General features: G+C 62.9%; 15 protein-coding genes. 9 read left to right on the top strand and 6 right to left on the bottom strand.

Going from position 1 to position 17,262, the window contains the following annotated elements:
• Positions 1-6 precede the first annotated feature (6 nt).
• Positions 7-711: an MgtC/SapB family protein gene (locus QM716_RS27865; protein WP_003941187.1), complete on the top strand. Its 705-nt coding sequence runs from the start codon at positions 7-9 to the stop codon at positions 709-711.
• Positions 712-729: 18 nt separating this feature from the next.
• On the opposite strand, the gene QM716_RS27860 is transcribed toward QM716_RS27865, so the two are convergent.
• The 6 genes from QM716_RS27860 to QM716_RS27835 all read right to left on the bottom strand — a co-directional run bounded on the left by QM716_RS27860 (position 730) and on the right by QM716_RS27835 (position 7,283).
• A complete protein-coding gene (locus tag QM716_RS27860; RefSeq protein WP_283307488.1) occupies positions 730-2,091 on the bottom strand; it encodes a lipase family protein in 1,362 nt (453 codons plus the stop codon).
• Positions 2,092-2,155: 64 nt separating this feature from the next.
• Complete coding sequence (locus tag QM716_RS27855) at positions 2,156-2,623, bottom strand: GNAT family N-acetyltransferase (RefSeq protein WP_283307487.1); 468 nt, start codon at positions 2,621-2,623, stop codon at positions 2,156-2,158.
• Positions 2,624-2,628: 5 nt separating this feature from the next.
• Positions 2,629-3,015: a GNAT family N-acetyltransferase gene (locus tag QM716_RS27850; RefSeq protein ID WP_283307486.1), complete on the bottom strand. Its 387-nt coding sequence runs from the start codon at positions 3,013-3,015 to the stop codon at positions 2,629-2,631.
• Positions 3,016-3,119: 104 nt separating this feature from the next.
• On the bottom strand, positions 3,120-5,219 hold the full coding sequence (locus QM716_RS27845) for a TerD family protein (RefSeq protein WP_283307531.1): 2,100 nt from the start codon (positions 5,217-5,219) through the stop codon (positions 3,120-3,122).
• A gap of 228 nt (positions 5,220-5,447) precedes the next feature.
• Complete coding sequence (locus QM716_RS27840; protein WP_283307485.1) at positions 5,448-6,569, bottom strand: DUF475 domain-containing protein; 1,122 nt, start codon at positions 6,567-6,569, stop codon at positions 5,448-5,450.
• Between the two features lie 138 nt (positions 6,570-6,707).
• A complete protein-coding gene (locus tag QM716_RS27835; RefSeq protein WP_020906049.1) occupies positions 6,708-7,283 on the bottom strand; it encodes a TerD family protein in 576 nt (191 codons plus the stop codon).
• 243 nt (positions 7,284-7,526) lie between these two features.
• Between QM716_RS27835 and QM716_RS27830 the strand changes: the two genes are divergently transcribed.
• The 8 genes from QM716_RS27830 (at position 7,527) to QM716_RS27795 (ending at position 17,231) form a co-directional block, all read left to right on the top strand.
• Complete coding sequence (locus QM716_RS27830; RefSeq protein ID WP_283307484.1) at positions 7,527-8,672, top strand: hypothetical protein; 1,146 nt, start codon at positions 7,527-7,529, stop codon at positions 8,670-8,672.
• Positions 8,673-8,764: 92 nt separating this feature from the next.
• The gene (locus tag QM716_RS27825; protein WP_283307483.1) at positions 8,765-9,922 is read left to right on the top strand and encodes an HpcH/HpaI aldolase/citrate lyase family protein; all 1,158 of its coding nucleotides are present in this window, start codon (positions 8,765-8,767) and stop codon (positions 9,920-9,922) included.
• Complete coding sequence (locus tag QM716_RS27820) at positions 9,919-11,208, top strand: phosphoribosyltransferase family protein (RefSeq protein ID WP_283307482.1); 1,290 nt, start codon at positions 9,919-9,921, stop codon at positions 11,206-11,208. The genes QM716_RS27825 and QM716_RS27820 overlap by 4 nt, the downstream gene beginning before the upstream one ends.
• On the top strand, positions 11,205-12,314 hold the full coding sequence (locus QM716_RS27815) for a cysteine protease StiP family protein (protein WP_283307481.1): 1,110 nt from the start codon (positions 11,205-11,207) through the stop codon (positions 12,312-12,314). The genes QM716_RS27820 and QM716_RS27815 overlap by 4 nt, the downstream gene beginning before the upstream one ends.
• Positions 12,311-13,168 (top strand): HAD family hydrolase, encoded by an 858-nt coding sequence (locus QM716_RS27810; RefSeq protein ID WP_502942164.1) that lies wholly within the window; start codon positions 12,311-12,313, stop codon positions 13,166-13,168. The genes QM716_RS27815 and QM716_RS27810 overlap by 4 nt, the downstream gene beginning before the upstream one ends.
• Before the next feature lie 27 nt (positions 13,169-13,195).
• On the top strand, positions 13,196-14,581 hold the full coding sequence (locus tag QM716_RS27805) for a TerD family protein (RefSeq protein ID WP_283307480.1): 1,386 nt from the start codon (positions 13,196-13,198) through the stop codon (positions 14,579-14,581).
• A gap of 159 nt (positions 14,582-14,740) precedes the next feature.
• Positions 14,741-15,634: an SGNH/GDSL hydrolase family protein gene (locus QM716_RS27800; protein ID WP_283307479.1), complete on the top strand. Its 894-nt coding sequence runs from the start codon at positions 14,741-14,743 to the stop codon at positions 15,632-15,634.
• 40 nt (positions 15,635-15,674) lie between these two features.
• Positions 15,675-17,231, top strand: a complete 1,557-nt coding sequence (locus QM716_RS27795) for a TerD family protein (protein ID WP_283307478.1) — start codon at positions 15,675-15,677, stop codon at positions 17,229-17,231.
• The last annotated feature ends 31 nt before the right edge of the window (positions 17,232-17,262 follow it).

The following is a 17,262-nucleotide window of genomic DNA, read 5'->3' as shown; positions in this document are numbered from 1 at the left end:
TTCACCGTGGAAATCCACGTTATCCTTGTGCGGATAGCGCTCGGGCTCGTCCTCGGCGCTGCCGTCGGGATCGAAAGGCAATGGCGCGCAAGGATGGCGGGTCTGCGAACCAACGCGTTGGTGAGCTTGGGGGCGACGCTCTTCGTCATCATGGGCGCGTACGGGTTTCAGGGTCCGGACGCTGATCCGACGCGCGTCGCGGCGCAGATCGTCTCCGGGATCGGTTTTCTCGGTGCCGGAGTGATTATGAAGCAGGGGGCCTCGGTCACCGGCCTGAACACCGCCGCAACTCTGTGGGCCACGGCCGCTGTCGGAGCACTGGCCGGCGGCGGGATGTACTGGGTGGCGGTGTTCGGTGCCGGTGCAATCATGTTGGCGAACACGCTGTTGAGGCCGTTGGGCCGGATGATGGATCACCAACCTGCCCGCACCGGTCGCGAGGAACCGCCGGCGGACTACACCTTCGAGGTGACCTGCCACGGCGACGCCGAAGCTCACATCAGAGGGCTTACCGTGCAGTCCATTTCGAGGCCGGAGTTCCAACTGCGGTCAGTGCAGTCCTTTGACATCCCGGACAGCGACCGCGTGCGGGTGGTGGCCGAACTGGCTGCCGCCGAGCGTGACGACGGACTCCTCGAATCCGCCGTCAGCAGGCTTAGCCTGGAACCGTTGGTGACTCACGTTCGCTGGGAGGTGGAGCCGTCGAAGTAGATTCGAGGTCTCTGTCAGTTAGCGCGCATGTTCTTGCAGCGCAAGTGAGTTCCCCGGTGCGATGTTCGCGCAGTTGGACGGAGCAGGCTTGCCGTTCAATCGGTCGTCGACCCAAGCGAGCGCACCGGGGAGCCAGAGCATGGCGCCGAGGAAGTGGCTGATGGTGTCGTACTGGTCGTACTGAATCGCCAGGCCGGCGTCGCAGTACTTGCGTGCGAGGCTGCGGACGTCGCCCGTGATCATGACGCCGTCTCCTGCCCCGACGCCGGGGCCACCGGGTTGGGTGCCCTCGATGGTGCCGCCGGCCGCCTGCGCGATGAACATCGGAATGGTCGGTGTCGCCGCGGTGCCCATGTTGATCTTGTTCACGACATCGACGTACTCGGGAACCGTATTGGGATCGGCGTACTCGGGTTTGACCAGATCCTGCCAGGTCAGTCCGGGATATTGCGCCAGCACATTGCCGATGGACGCGTCTTCGAGTCGAGCCATGACGTCGCGTCCACGGTCGCTGAGATACTTCCCGAAATCGATGTCGTACGAACGCGCAACGCCGACGACTGCCATGCCGACAACGCCGCCCCACCCGATGCTTCCGCTCGCGTAGCGAAGGTTGTTGGCCGGATTGACCAGCACGCCGCCCTGCGCCGCACCGATCAAGTTGTCGTTGATCTCCGGTGCATACGCGGGAGCGAGGATCGAAGCCCAGTTGGTGGCGATCGCTCCGCCGGAGTACCCCATCAGCGCGATCTGTGCATCGTCGGTGATTCCGGTTTCCGGGACATCTTGGGCGGCACGCAGAGCGTCGAGCGTCATCATCCCGTATTCGGGTCCGGCAGCGAAGTTCGCATCCGGGCCCTCGGTGTCCGGGACGACGATCGTGTAGCCCAGCGTGAAGAGCGGCCCGAACAGAGCCGCTTCGATGCTCGTGAAGGTTCCGCCGATGTTGAAGTTGCGTCCGCTCGGCGTCCAGTCACCGATCGGGGTGTTACCCGCGATGGCTCGCGACGGACTGTCGTCGGGGTTCAGCGAATCGTAAAAGGACTGGTACGAAACAACTTTGTTCGGTTGGGCGTTGGCCGGTCGCAGGATCGAGGTGACGTTGGCGGACGGCTGGCCGAGGGCGTCGGTCGAGCGATAGAGAATCTGGACTGCCTGTATCGGGGTCGGGATGTTGAGCACGGTGTACGGCACGGTGCGAGTCTCGAGGACCGCGCCCGGGGCGTACGACGAGAGGGGCGCCGCGCCGTCGTAGCTGTAGAAACCGTCATCGGGAGACTGGGCAAGGGTTGGCTGCGCGAGCGCTACCGGTGCGCCGACGCCTGTCAGCGCGACAGCGAGCACTCCGACAACTGTGCGAGATAAGACCCTTGACGACATACTCGTCCTCCACTTTGGTGTGCCACGCCCCACCCTGAGATCGTGGTGTGACGCCCACCATATATTACTGACGGGTAATGTGGGGATCGGGCAGATCGGGCGCCGTCTCGAGGTCGCGGAGTAGGAAAATTTCGGAGGATTCGCCCGGGAGTAACAAGACTCCGGCGTCGATGTATCCCATTGCGCGATAGAAGTTCTGGGCTGATTCGTCGGAGAGGGTCGAGGTGAGAACCCTCGAATATCCCGCCTGGTTCATCTGTTTCTCCCAATATGTGACCAAGGCGCGCCCGGTGCCCTGGCCGCGGTTTGCAGACAGGACGGTCAGCATGTTCATGAACGGAATCTCGTCCCAGAACAGGCCCCAGCGGAGCCACCCGATTGGAGCATCGTTGTGCTCGGCTTCATCTTTGTGCTCGGCGAGGAGAATCCGGCCGCGTTGGACCACGGACGCGAGTTCCTCGGCTGCGATGTGCGAGTCGTTCTCACGTAAGAACGGCAAGTCTGTCTGTGCTGCGACGCGAATGTTCACCACACAAGTCAGTATCGCCGTTCAGTCGGAGACGGTGACGTTCGGCTTCGACAAGTAGACAACTCCGGGATGTGGTTGGGGTCCGTCGCCAACTGCACGTAACCCGCCCGGGTGTACAAGCGAATGTTCCGGGCGCTCCTACTTCCGGTGAACAACTCGAAACTGGTGATGTGCGCCGGAGCATTCCGTTCCACGTGCTGCAGGAGGCGCCGGCCGAGGCCGTTGCCCGCCAAGTCCGGCGCCACCATGAGACGCCCTATCTGCCATGCGGTTCCGTCCGCTGCGCCTCGAACGGCCCCGACGAGCCTGCCGCTGCGTCGTGCGGTCCAGACGGTCGACTCCTGAACCCAGGCTCGGACCGTGGGAAGATCCTCGTGGAGTGGGGGTATGTTCATGCTGTTGTTGGAGATTGCTTCCGAAACCCAGCAACAGCGTTGTAGAACAAGGATTTCCGCGGCGTCCCCGTCTGTTGCGCGCTCTATGACTATTTCGTCCATGGTTAGTCTTCGTTGTCGACTTGTTCTTCACGGGGGAGGTCGGAGGCCTTGGGGGCGGCGGGGACCCATTCACGGAGCGGTTGAATGACTTCGGCATAGAACACCTCAGCTGAACTTGTGACGCTGCTGATGAAACTCGCAGCAGTGCCCGAACGCTTGCTGCCAAGAGTGAAGGATTGCGTCAGTACGAATGAACTGAGTTGACCGCCTTGTCCGTCCGTCAGTAGACGAGGTGTTGCACGGGCCGATGTAAGAGTCTCGCATGTCGACGCGGCGGGACCGGTGAACAACGCTTCGACCAACAAGTCCTCGGGTGCGTTCTTCAATTGACGCAAAGCCCAAGTTACCCGTTTTCCTGCGGTACCTTCGTCAGGAGCGGAAACCGTTGTACTGCAGCTCACTTTGTTGGTTCTCAAATCAGCAGCAACTCGTAACTCTCCGGCTGCGTCGGGGATTCGGAGGGTGGCGCTGAAGGTGCCGTCGTTCGCCAATTCGTTGACTGTCAGCGCGGTACGCGCTTCTGCGTCGTTGACTACCCGGCGGGGCAACACATGTTTGACGACGACACCGAGATCAGCTGTGAACCGCAGTGCAAGATTTCGCGCGAGCGCGATCCACGACTGAGCGACGGCCGCTGCCTTCGGATCTCCAGGACGTAGAGTCCCGGCGCTGACGGAGTCGCGTATCGATACCCAGTGCCGACCCATGTCGACGAACTCCGCTGCCCCGGACTTGGGATGCTCGATGTACCGGAGAAATTCGCTGAGAATCCAACCTTGCAGTGGATTGTCGATTCCGCCATGCGAGAGCACCATCCGAGCCTCGTGGATGACTTCTGCCCAGGAGAGATGCCGCAGCGCGACTTTGGTGAGCTTGCGCTTGTCCACCTCGACCGGTAGTTCGCCGGCACCGGCAGGCAAGTCGTTCGACAGGCTGATCACGACGTCGTACTTGTTCTTCCTGGCGACGTCGAGATAGTTTTCGAGCTGCTCTCGGGTATGGGTGCCTGCACCGGTCTTTGCCTCGAGCAAGCCAGTCCAGAGTCGGCTTCCGCGGGCGATGCGCCACACCGCATCCGGGATCACTCGAGATTCACCTTTGACGTAGGGAACTTCGACGTAACCCTCGAACGAGCCGGCCGGTGCGCCCACGCGGGACGAGACCGCCCGGGCGAACAGCGGAACGGCCTGCATCGTGGAGACCAGCGCCGACGTCGTGCGTCGTTCTTGTTCCTCGCCGGTTCCGACGCCGATCACCGAGAAGAGTCGTGCAGGTTGCCAGGCCTCGGACTCTGCGTGCTTGAATTCGGGTAGTGGGGCTTTCTTGGGTACGGGCTTCGCCGTACGAACGCCTCGTTGTCGTGCAGGCTTTGGCGGCGTCGTAAGTTCGATGTCTGACGGTGCTACGTCTGACGGTGCTACGTCTGACGGTGCTACGTCTGACGGTGCCATGTCTGACGGTGCCATGTCTGACGGTGCCATGTCTGACGGTCCAGTGCCTGATGGTTCGGGCTCCGATATCGGGTGGGGTGTCCCCAGCTCAGGTGACTCTGGCTCCTCGACGGGGGCGTCCTCGCTTACATCGACTCCGAAGTCTTCGGCGAGCCCGGCGAGTCCTGAAGCCCAACCTTGGCCAATGGCACGAATTTTCCACTTTCCGTTGCGGCGATAGACCTGACCGAAGACGAATGCGGTTTCGGTGGACGCGTCGGCGGTGACGTATTCGGCGATAGGAGAGCCACCGGAATCAACCAGCTGGAGCGCAAGTTTGCCGAGGTCGCCGAAGGAACCGGAGTCGACGCTGCCTACCAAAGCGATCGCGTCGACCTGATCGGGCACGGCAGCGAGGTGGACGAGGAGCCGCTCGTGCGGACCGGATTCGGTTTCGCGGCGGCCGAGGTATCGAACCGAGCCGTCAGCAGATTCCTGTTGGTTGTAGAAGACGAAGTCCGCGTCGGACCTGACTTTTCCGTCGACGCCCAGAAGCAATGCCGAGGCGTCGACACCGAATTCGGGGTTGTCCCAGGTGATCACGATGTCGATCTGTTCGAGTTCGTCGGGGAGCTCGATGTTCTGACCTTTGGACAGGAACTGGTCTTCCACGAATTTCCCCTCATCGCTGTGCACAGTCGAATTTTGCCTCTTGATTCTGCAGGGGTAGGTCGAAATTTGTGCGGTTTCGAATCCGCAGGGCAATTGTTCATCCGCAGGCTGAATTTGGCGCGCGGCTGAACATTGGCCGCGCGGCTGTGAATGCAGAAAGCCTTCCATTCGGGCATAACAAACAAAACGCCCGCGACCAATTGGTCGCGGGCGATTCGAAAAAGAACGTCAGACAGTTGCCGGAGTGTTCTCGTCTAACTTCGGATCGCTTTTCTCGATTCGCTTGTTGCGAATGAGGCTGCTGATAAACGCAGCGCCGATCAGGAAGACGCCGACGAGACCGGTAATGATCTCGTTGATGTGAACGCCGATGGACACCATCAAGATGACGGCCAGAGCGCCGATGGCCCAGTGGGCACCGTGCTCGAGGTAGACGTAATCGGAGAGCGTGCCCTTGCGGACCAGGAAGACCGTGATGGAACGGACGAACATCGCGCCGACGAAGCCGAGGCCCAGGGCGATGATGATCGGGTCCGCAGTGATGGCGAATGCGCCGATGACGCCGTCGAAGGAGAAGGACGCGTCGAGCACCTCGAGGTAGAGGAACAGGAAGAAGCCGGCCTTGCCGGTTGCCTTCGCGAGCTGCGTGGGTCCTCCGGACTTGGCGGTTTCTTCCTCTTCGCCTTCTTCCGGCAGATTGAACAGTTCACCTAGTCCGTTGACCGCGATGTAAGTGATCATGCCCAGAACGCCCGAGATCATGACGGTCGAGACCTTGTCGTCAGCGGCGAGGAACGAACCACTCAGTACCAGGACGATGCCGGCCACGACGACCGAGAGCTGATCGAGCTTGCCGATGCGAGCGAGGGGCTTCTCCAGCCAGGACAGCCAGGTGATCTCACGCTCTTCGAAGATGAAGCCGAGGAAGAGCATCAGCAGGAACATGCCACCGAAGGCAGCGATCTGCGGGTGAGCGTCGGTGAGGATGGTTTCGTAGCTCGGCTCGCCGTTGGCGAAGTACGCTGCGTCGTCGGCAGGCGGGTTGAGCGCGAGGTCGAGTGCAGCTACAGGCCCGAGTCCGGAAGCAGCCCAGACGATCACGAGCGGGAACACCAAGCGCATGCCGAAGACGGCGATGATGACGCCGATGGTGAGGAAGATCTTCTGCCAGAATTCACTCATTCTTTGCAGAACGGTGGCGTTGATGACGGCGTTGTCGAAGGAAAGCGAGATTTCCAGAATCGACAGGATGATGACGAGGAATAGTGCCTCGGGTCCGCCGTAGATGAACGCGACGATCATCGCGATGATCGAGATCGCGATGGACAAACCGAATATTCGCAGTACCACGGAGCGTGGCCCTTTCTAGTTGGTCAATGCAGAGTGGTTACTGCAAGCGGTGCCTCACCCGCATCCGAACGTGAAAACGGGGAGGGTTCCACACACTACTGCGGAACCTTCCCCGAGTCAGCTCGTCGAGAGCGAGGATCAGACGTTGACGCCGTAATCGCGCGCGATACCGGACAGGCCGGATGCGTAACCCTGGCCGATTGCGCGGAACTTCCACTCTGCACCGTTGCGGTACAGCTCACCGAAGACCATGGCGGTTTCGGTGGAAGCGTCCTCGGAGAGGTCGTAACGAGCGAGCTCGTTGCCGTTCGCCTTGTCTACGACGCGGATGTACGCGTTGCGGACCTGGCCGAAGGACTGCGAGCGGGCTTCTGCGTCGTAGATCGAGACGGGGAAGACAACGCTTTCGATCTCGGCGGGAACCGCTGCGAGGTTCACGTCGATCTGCTCGTCGTCGCCTTCGCCTTCGCCGTCCGTGTTGTCACCTTTGTGCTCGATCGAGCCGTCGGGCGAACGCAGGTTGTTGAAGAAGATGAAGTGCTGGTCGGAGAGGACCTTCTTGTTCGAGCCTGCGCCGATTGCGCTGGCGTCGAGGTCGAAAGCAGCTCCGGTGGTGGAACGCGCGTCCCAGCCCAGGCCGACGACCACTGCAGTCAGGTTCGGGGCCTCCTTCGTGAGAGAGACATTGCCGCCTTTGGTCAAGCTGACGCCCATTCAGGGGTCCTTTCAAGAGGAGAGACAAGGCCCACTACGACGCGAAGTCGTCTTGGGAGTGTGTTTACCTCCACCACCCTAACCGCAGTTCCGGTGTGTTCGCCGTAACAGCAGAATTACGAACCGAGAAGCGAAGTGCTGGACCCGTAGGATTCAATCGTGGTGGGAAGATGGTCGGAACGCTTCAATCGGGGGGCAAGAGTGGGGGAGTCGGTCAGTCGTGCGCGGGAGGCGCAGACGGCCATGGTTTCGGCGTTCCTCGACATGGACAAGCGGCAGACCATTGCGTCGGCAGCAGTCGAAGCCTCCGCCGAGCTTTTTCCCGAGCGAGGGCTGCGCGCGGAGTGGGAACCCGTTCGTGACCGGTGCTACCAGGCAGCGTCGGACTACCTCGACACATCCGAGCGATACGGCAACGATCAGGTACTCCACCAGAACCCGAACGGTGCTCGGGCCGCGTTCGAGAAGTCGGTAGCCGAACTCGTCGAAGCGGCACAGGGTGTCGACTCCTTCTACAACGGGAATCGCGCGCATCTGGAGCAGGCGACGGTCACGATGTCCGCCATCCCCGTCCTCGGCCAGCAGGCGCGAACTCAGGCCCAAGCAGCCCGCGAGAAACTTGCTGCCACCGAGCAGCGCTATCGCGAGTACCCGTCGGTGGTGACGGCCTCCGAACAACTCGACGACGCGATGACGGCGCTCGAGAATGCGCGCTCCTCCGGTCGCGCCGACGCGCTCCGCACACGGGCCGAGCGTGTCCGCGAAGCCGTGTCCGCGCTCGAGGAAGCACTGGCAGACGCCCCGTCGACGCAGCACCGCGCGGAGATGACGATTTCCTCCGTCTCCACCAGGTTGTCGGCTGTGCGGACGCGAGTGGACCGACTCGACCCGGCGTACTCGGCATTGCTCCGCGAGTTCAACGCCGCGAGTTCCGCTGACCTCGTCGACAACAGCAGTCGCAGCCGAGCGCACATCGATCAGGCCGACATCGATCTCAAGGAAGCGAAGCAGTCGCTGGCTGCGGGTAACCCCGAACATGCACTGGCTCTGATGGCTGAGGCCCGAGTGCACTTGGCCGACGCCGAAGCGTGTGCCGACGCCGTGACGGACCGTCTCGCTACGCTGCGTGCAGTTCGGGCAGATCCGAGCGAAAAGGAACGTGAGGTTCGTTTCCGTTTGAAAGACGCCCAGATGTTCGCTGTTAACCAAGGGTTGGTGGCGGAGTGGGGCTCCGTACTCGATGCTCAACTAGCAAGGATCGAGCGAGCGAGTGCGTCACTGTCGGGAACTCATCCGGACTACTGGTCGTATGTATTACAGCTGGACTCGGTATCGACGTTCATCACCGAAGTTGTCGAGAAGATGCGGGCGCGAGCCGGCAAAAACTGAATGGTCGAGCCGATCGGGGGATCGGAGTTGTTCGGCGCGTTGTCACAGGGGGGCGTTTCATGGACTTGATTGCGGTTACGGAGAGAAGAGAAATGCAGCATTTTCAACATCTCGAGGATGACGTGCGGGAGCAACTGTTCCTGCATGCGCCTCGATCGTTCGCGGATTCCGACGAGAGGGATCTGCTCGCGATTGCTCTGGGTGCAACTCTCTACGTTCCCGCCACTCGGGCCGGGTTGGCCGACATCGTGTCCAAGCGTGCGTCCGAGGGCGTCAGCTCGATGGTGCTCGATCTCGAGGACGCCGTCGCAGATCACGAGGTCGAATCGGCGCGAGCGAACGCGGTCGAAGCTCTCGACAAGATCGCGTCCACCGACGCCGTCGGCATGCTGCTGTTCGTGCGGGTTCGTGAAGTCGCGGACATCCACAAGGTCGCCGCGTCGTTGACCGAGGGGCGCGCCGCGCTCACCGGGTTCGTCATCCCCAAGTTCGGCAGCGAGTCCGGCCCCGTGTTTCTCGACGCCGTCGCGGACGCATCCGAGCTGCTGGGTAAGCATTTCTATGCGATGCCGGTGCTCGAATCACCCGCGCTGGTTCACCGCGATACGCGTGATCTCGAATTGCGCACCATCAGTGGGATTCTCGCGCAACACCGCGATCGAATCCTTGCCGTTCGCATCGGCGCCACCGACATGTGCAGCACCTTCGGCATCCGTCGTGACCGCGATCTGACCATCTACGACGTGCGCGTGGTGGTCGACGTCATCGCCGACATCGTCAACTATCTCGGCCGCGCCGACGGTTCGGGTTTTGTCATCACCGGGCCGGTGTGGGAGTACTTCGCCGATCACGAACGCATGTTCCGGCCGATGCTGCGTGCCACCCCGTTCGAGGAACACGACGCCGTCCGGTTCCGTCAGCATCTCGTCAGCCGCGACCTCGACGGCCTGCTCCGTGAGATCGCGCTGGACCGAGCCAACGGAATTCAAGGCAAGACGGTCATCCACCCGTCACACGTCGCGGCGGTCAATGCTCTCTCCGCGGTCACGCACGAGGAGTACCACGATGCCCTCGACATCCTCGGCGCTGACGCCGGGGGAGTGCAGGCGTCCGGATACCGAAACAAGATGAACGAGATGAAGCCGCACCGCAATTGGGCTCGTCAGACTGCGCTTCGCGCTCACGTGTTCGGTGTGACCAACAAGGGCATCACGTTCGTCGAGTTGCTGACGGCGTTGGTCGATCGATGACAGAGGTTGTCCAGTACAGGGACGTCCCCTGGGCTACCGCAGAATTCGGCTTGGACCTGGTTCACGGCGATTCGTCACTCGGGCATTCGGTACCCGATCTGGTGATCCCGGGACTTCGGCGGAATCCGCGCCGCGCGCACCTGCTGGTGTCCACCGTGCTGGGTAAGCACGTGCCTACCGAGCCGTCCGTGGTCATCGGTGCTGCCGACGACCTCGGGGACTTGGTGCGAACCACCCTCGGTGACGGCGTCGACGTCGTCGTTCTCGGGTTTGCCGAAACCGCAACAGGTTTGGGCCACTGCGTCGCAGCTCGCCTGCACGCTCACTGCTACCTGCACTCCACGCGCCGAGACGTACCCGGCGCTACGACGCTCGCCGGATTCGAGGAGGGGCACTCGCACGCCACGAGCCATCTGATGCAGCCGACGTCCGCCGAACTGTTCGAGAACGACCTGCCACTGGTCCTCGTCGACGACGAGATCTCCACCGGCGCCACCGCGATCGACGCCATCCGGGCGCTGCACGGGCAATGCCCGCGAAGCCGCTACGTCGTGGCCTCGCTGGTGGACATGAGAGCCGAGGAACACCGCGCCGCCTGCGAAGCCGCGGCGTTAGAGTTGGGCGTGCGGATCGATTACGTCTCTCTCGCTTCGGGTTCGACCGTCCTGCCCGACGGCCTGACCGAGCGTGTCACGGCTCTGGATGCTCCGGATCTCAATCCGATCGGTGACCGGCGCGGCACACTGTCTCGCATGGATCTGCCGTGGCCGGCACATGTCCCCGACGGTGGCCGGCACGGTTTTCTCGACGGCGACACCGAGGCATTCGAGTCCGCCGTCGAGGCGGCGGTGTCCATCCTCGGGGCATCGATCGACCCGTCGCGTGCTGTGATCGTGATCGGTCACGAAGAGTTGATGTACCTGCCATTGCGGATCGCAGCGGGCTTGGAAAGCACTGGGCGAGCAGTTCGTTACCAGACCACGACTCGCTCACCCGCCTATGTCGTCGACGTGCCGGGATACCCGCTGCGTCGCGGGTTCACCTTTCCGGCGCCGGAGCTGGGGGAGAACGAGCCTCGATACGTGTACAACGCGCAGTGGCCTGATGCGGCGGTCGACGCCCTTGCCCTGCTCGTGGTGGACGAGCCGGCCGACACCGATCGGTTGACCGCGACGGACGGAGTGATCGAGGTGCTGCGAAACTCCGGCACCGACGTCTTGGTCGCCACCGTTCGCGGGGCCGATCCGTCGGCGCTGCGAGATTCCAGAGCAGGAGAGTCGACATGAACGAACCATTGGTCGGGCCCGATTTCGGTTCGTACGCGCCGGGTGAAGTGAAGTGGCTGCTCAAGGATCTCTCGCACGTGGATCTCGAAGCGGATGTTTCCGTGCGCGAGAAGCGCATTCAGTCGGGTGAGGCGCACTATGCCGAGTCTCTTCCCATCGAGTACCAACCCGATCAGGCATACCGGGATCTGTTCGAGACGGTGCTCGCCGAGAGTGCTCCCCGGCTGGCGCGCGCTGTCGGGACCGTGATGGACCTGGTGCTGGCCGAGCGGGGGAGTGACATCACGTTGGTCTCACTTGCCCGGGCCGGGACGCCGATCGGGATTCTGATGCGGCGCTGGGCCCAGCAGACCCGCGGATTGACGTTGCCGCACTACGCGGTGTCCATCGTCCGCGGCAAGGGCATCGATTCCGTCGCACTCGATTATCTTGCGCACCAACACAACTCGAAGAACGTGGTCTTCGTTGACGGCTGGACCGGTAAGGGGGCCATCGCTCGCGAACTCGACGCGGCGTTGACGGAGTACCACGAGGCGGGTGGCGCAAAGTTCGATTCCGATCTGGCTGTTCTCGCAGACCCCGGCCACTGCGTGCGAACGTATGGCACTCGCGACGACTTCCTGATCGCGTCGGCGTGCCTCAATTCGACGGTGTCGGGCTTGGTCTCACGAACAGTCCTCAACGACACCCTCATCGGGCCTGGCGATTTCCACGGCGCCAAGTTCTATGCAGACCTCGCCGACGTCGACGTCTCCAACAGGTTGCTCGACGTGGTCTCGGCCGAGTTCGACTCCGTCCGTGCCGATGCCGCGGATTCTCTTGCCGCAGTGCTCGATTCCGATCGGACACCGACCTGGGCCGGCTGTGAGTCGGTGGAGAAAGTGCAGGCCGAGTACGGGATCTCGACGGTCAACTTCGTCAAACCCGGTGTCGGAGAAACAACCAGGGTGCTGCTGCGCCGGCTTCCCTGGAAGGTTCTGGTGCGCGAACTCGAAGCCCCGGAGCACGCACACATCCGGTTGTTGGCACAGGCACGTGGGGTTCCGGTCGAGGTGGTACCTGACCTCGCCTACTCGTGTGTCGGCCTGATCAAGGACATCACGTGAGCCGTGCGGACACCGCTGCCTCCCAGGTCCTGATCGCCACCGATCTGGACCGCACGATGATCTATTCACAGGCCGCGATCGGCGGCGATCCCAGTGGCTCCGACCTGGATTCGGCACCGAGCCCGCTGTGCGTCGAGTACTACAACGGCGGTCCGCTCTCACACATGAGCGTCGAATCGATCGATCTGCTGACTGCGCTCAGCTCGCGGGTTCCGGTGATTCCGACAACCACCAGGACCATCGCGCAGTTCCAGCGGATCGATCTTCCCGGCGGACCGTGGAAGTACGCGATCACGAGCAACGGCGGAAACATCCTGGTGGACGGCGAAGCCGATCTCGAGTGGCGAAACGAGATCGACCGTTCGACTCGCAAGGCCGGCGCCGAGTTGCCGCAGGTTCAGGCGGAACTGGAATCGCGGATCGACTCGAGCTGGGTCAGCTCCATTCGTGTTGCCGACGACCTGTTTCCGTACCTGGTCGTCGATCTGGCTGCGATGCCGAGTGATTTCGAATCCGAGTGGAATCACTGGTGCGTGGCACGAGGCTGGAACGTCTCGCGTCAAGGCCGGAAGATCTACACGATGCCCGACGCGGTCTCGAAGTCACGCGCGCTGGCAGAGGTGCGCCGCAGACTGGTCGAGTCGGGTGATCTGGATCAGTCCGCCGTCGTGATCTCGGCTGGTGACGGTGCGTTGGATGCGGACATGCTCGAATACTCCGATTTCGCGATCCGGCCGAGGCACGGTGAGCTGGAAGAACTGAATTGGCAACGGCCGACCGTTACTGTGACAGAAAGGTCCGGTATCGCAGCGAGCGCGGAGATATTGCGGTGGTTCTCTTCCGCGCTCGGGTAATACACGCTCTCTATGAAGGGGATTTAGTTGTCTGTATCGCTTGCCAAAGGGCAGAACGGCCCGCTGGACGTCTCGGATGTAGTTGTGTCTGTTCAGTTGGCTGCAGCCGCTGACCTGTCTGCACTCCTCGTGACGAGCAACGGAAAAGTTCGTTCCGACGCCGACTTCGTCTTCTTCAACCAGCCCACCGGACCCGGTGTGCAGTTGGTTCCCAACCCGGGTGGCATTGCCTCACTCCGAGTCTCACTCGCCGGTGTTCCGGCCGACATCGAGCAGGTTCGCGCCGTCATCACGCTCGACGACGCTTCGTCGAACTTCGGGCGCAGCGCTGCACCGACCGCTCGGGTCTCCGACGCGGCCGGGAACGTGTTGTACGAGTACGTGATCGACGGTCTCACCGCCGAGTCCATCGTCATCGCACTCGAGGTGTACCGACGCCAGGGTGCGTGGAAGGTGCGCGCCGTCGGCCAGGGTTACGCGGGTGGATTTGCCGCACTGGTCACCGATCACGGTGTGTCCGTCGACGATGCACCGCCGCCGCCTCCCACTCCGGTCGCGGCTCCCGCTCCGATCACGCCGCCCTCGTCCGTCGCCCCGACGACATACAACCAGCCGCCGCAGCAGCAGCCTTCGTACAACGCGCCGCCGGTTCCGCCTGCCCCGCCCGCGTACAACCAGCCGCCCGCCTACAACCAGGGACCGACGCCGCCGGCATACCCACCGGCCCAGCAGCCTGCGTACAACCAGCAGCCTGCGTACAACCAGGCACCCCCGGCGCCTCCCGTTCAGAACCAGCCGCCGGCCCAGCAGCCCGAGGTGAGCCTGGTCAAGGGACGTCCCGTCAGCTTGACCAAGGGTCAGAAGGTCACGCTCCGCAAGGAGGGTGGCGTCGCGCTCACCATGATCCAGATGGGTCTGGGTTGGGATCCGATCAAGAAGAGCGGCCTCTTCGGAAGCCGGACGGCCGACGTCGACCTCGATGCTTCGGCTCTCCTGTACGCCGACGGCAACCTCGTCGACGTCTGCTACTACGGTCAGCTGACGTCCAAGGACGGCTCCGTCCGTCATATGGGTGACAACCTGACCGGCGACGGCGAAGGCGACGACGAGGTCATGCTCGTCGATCTGCAACGGGTCCCGGCGCACGTGACCGCCGTGATCTTCACCGTGACCTCGTACCGCGGACACACGTTCGAGCAGGTCTCCAATGCTTTCTGCCGTCTCGTGGACAGCACCACCAACTCCGAGCTCGCCCGATACACGCTCCAGGGCGGCATGGCGTTCACCGGAATGGTGATGGCCAAGGTGTACCGCGCGAACGGTGAATGGAAGCTGCAGGCCATCGGTGAAGGTATCCAGGCCAAGCATGCGGGAGAAGCTGCGCCGCAGCTGGGTCGCTTCCTCACTGCTTGAGTCGAGACTGTATAAGTTCTGACGAATCCGGTTCGGCGGTAGGTGATTTCGATTGCCGTCCGCCGAACCGGACATCGTTGTCCCCTCTGTGCGTTAACCTCATGCGGCATGTCGAGCCGTCAGTCGAGCGGCCGTGCGCGAGAGGACTTGGCACAGTAGATGATCATTCGAGGGAAACTTCTCGGTAGTGCGGCGGCTGTCGCAGGCGCTGTGCTGGCGCTCGTGAGCACCGGAATCGCGCAGGCTTCGGTACCCCAGTCGGTAACTCGGTCAGGTGTATCCGAGACCGGGATCAAGTACGTCGCCCTCGGTGACTCCCGCGCTTCCGGTCCACGGTTGGAACCGATGTACCCCGACGCCTGTTCGCGTTCGTACGAGAACTTCGCGGGCAAGATCTCTCGGACACTCGAGGTCGCGGAGTTCGCCGACGTCTCCTGCAGCGCGGCACGCGCCGAGAACATCATCGACACTCCACAGCTGATTCCGAACTACTGGCCGGTCCAACTCGACGCCGTGCACCCGGACACAGACCTGATCACCATCTCGATCGGCGGCAACGACTCCAACAGTATTTTCCTCGGCCCCCTGTGCGTCGCTCCGGGACCAGGAACCGATCGTGGATGTCGGTACGACCCGCTCGCGAATTCCGTCGCCCAATCCGGAATCGACCGGGCCGCCGGAGAATTGGATCGCATCCTGAGTGCGGTCACGCAGCGCGCGCCTAACGCTCGCATCTACCTGATCGGTGAGGGCGGCATGATTTCCTCTCGCGGATGCTGGCCGAACATCCCGTTCTCCGACGCCGACGCAGCCTGGTTCATGGACTATTTCGCGCGCTACAACACGAAGTTCGACGAGGTCGCGCACGCCCACGGTGTGCGTACCGTCGATATTGCGGCGGCGAGCATCGCCGGTGGGCACGACGCGTGCGCGAGTGCAGATCAGCGTTGGTTCGAGGGCTTGTTCTCGGAGTCGACAGCGCAGCGCTTGCACTTCACGGACGCAGGGATGACCGCGGTGGCCGATCTAGTGGTCGCGGACCTGCAAGGCTGACCGAGAGAGCCCGGTCATGGCATAGTTCGCTGCTGTGGGTATGACTTTTGCTCCCGGACAGAACGCGCCGCTGCAGGCGCCCGTGGTGACGTTTCGAGCCGAGAGCCAGACGCCGTTCGACGTGTCGGCGCTGGTAGCGGACGCGAACCTGCGGGCATTGACGTCAGCGGACTTCGTGTTCTACAACCAACCGTCCACCGCTGGAGTGCAACTCGACCAGAGCGGCATCCGGGTGGAACTCGATCGACTTCACCCCGATGCCGCAGCCGTGTTGTGCATCGTCAGCGTGGATCCGGCAGCGACGGCTGCGGGCGCCTTTCGCACGGCCGGGCTCTCCGCCTCGCTGACTGATCAATCGGGTTCGGTCCTGGCCGAATTCGCGATCCCCACCGCAGGTACCGAGACAGCGGTCATCTGCTGGGAGTTGTACCGAAAGTCCGGTGCGTGGAAGGTCCGGGCCGTAGGGCAGGGCTATGCGGGTGGACTGGCGGAACTGATCTCGGTGCACGGCGTCGAGGTGGACGACGAGCCGGCACAACCAGCCCCGACAGCTGCGCCCGCGTGGGACTCCGCGGTGGAGCCGTTGGAGGTAGGGCGAGGTCTCGAGCGCGCGTGGATGATCTTCGAGGACGCCTCGCGATCTGCCGCTTCGCTCGTCTCCAGCAGCGATTATGCGCTCGCCCGTTTGGACGAAGACCTGACCGCTGCCGTCGCAGATCCGTCGCTGCGGAACTCGGCAGCAGGAGTGGCGGCGCGCGACGCCGCACAGAAGCGTCACGACGACCTCGTCTCGCTCGCGAGAGACAACCACGCCCGCGACAGCGCTCAGCTTGCACACGAACTCGGCGTGATCGACGGCGTGCTCCCACGGTCGATGGCGTCGTGGAAGTCGGTGTCGTGGGCGGGTACAACTGATCCGACCCACATCACGGCCGTCAGCGACGGAATGCGTCTGGGCGAGCTTTCGGCTCCGGACCGCGGCACGCTCACGGTTCCCTACTGCGTCCCGCTGCCACTGCGTCGGCCCATCTGGGTGGACACTACGTCCAGCAAAGCAGCGCTCGGACTGATCAGTGCCGTCACTGTGCGCGTCATGGCCGCAGGCCCGATGCCGCTACTCGACGTCGTCGATCTGACCGGCTCGCTCACGCCACTGACCGACAGGCTGGCGCCGATGCTCGCGGGCTCGGTCATCACCGCTCACACCGAGATCTCAGCGCGCCTGCGCGCGATGGCCGAGGCCGTCGACATGGGCGAACTCGCGCGAATGAGTGGCGTCGCAGATGGCCCGAGTTCTCTGCGCCTGTTGATCCTCAGCGATTTCCCGCACGGATACTCCGCCGAGGACGCACAAACCGTCATGTTCCTCGCCGAACGCGGACCGGCAATCGGTTTGTCGATACTGCTTGTCGGAGAGGACGAGTCGAACTTCGCAGAAGAATCCGTCGCCGCACTGTCCGAGGGGTGCCAACATCTTGCGGCCGCGGGGCAGACAGAGGTTCACGATCCGTGGACCGGAACACAGTGGCACTTCACCCCAGACGTGCTCGACCCGATCTCCGAGACACGAATTCTGGCAGTGTTCGACCGTACCTAGCGGCCGATGGCGAATTGCCGAGCGCACAGGC

This window comes from Rhodococcus sp. IEGM 1409 (genome assembly GCF_030056735.1).
Lineage (GTDB): Bacteria > Actinomycetota > Actinomycetes > Mycobacteriales > Mycobacteriaceae > Rhodococcus_F.
Note: the sequence above shows the minus strand (reverse complement) of the source record. Positions and strands in the feature narration are given on the sequence as shown.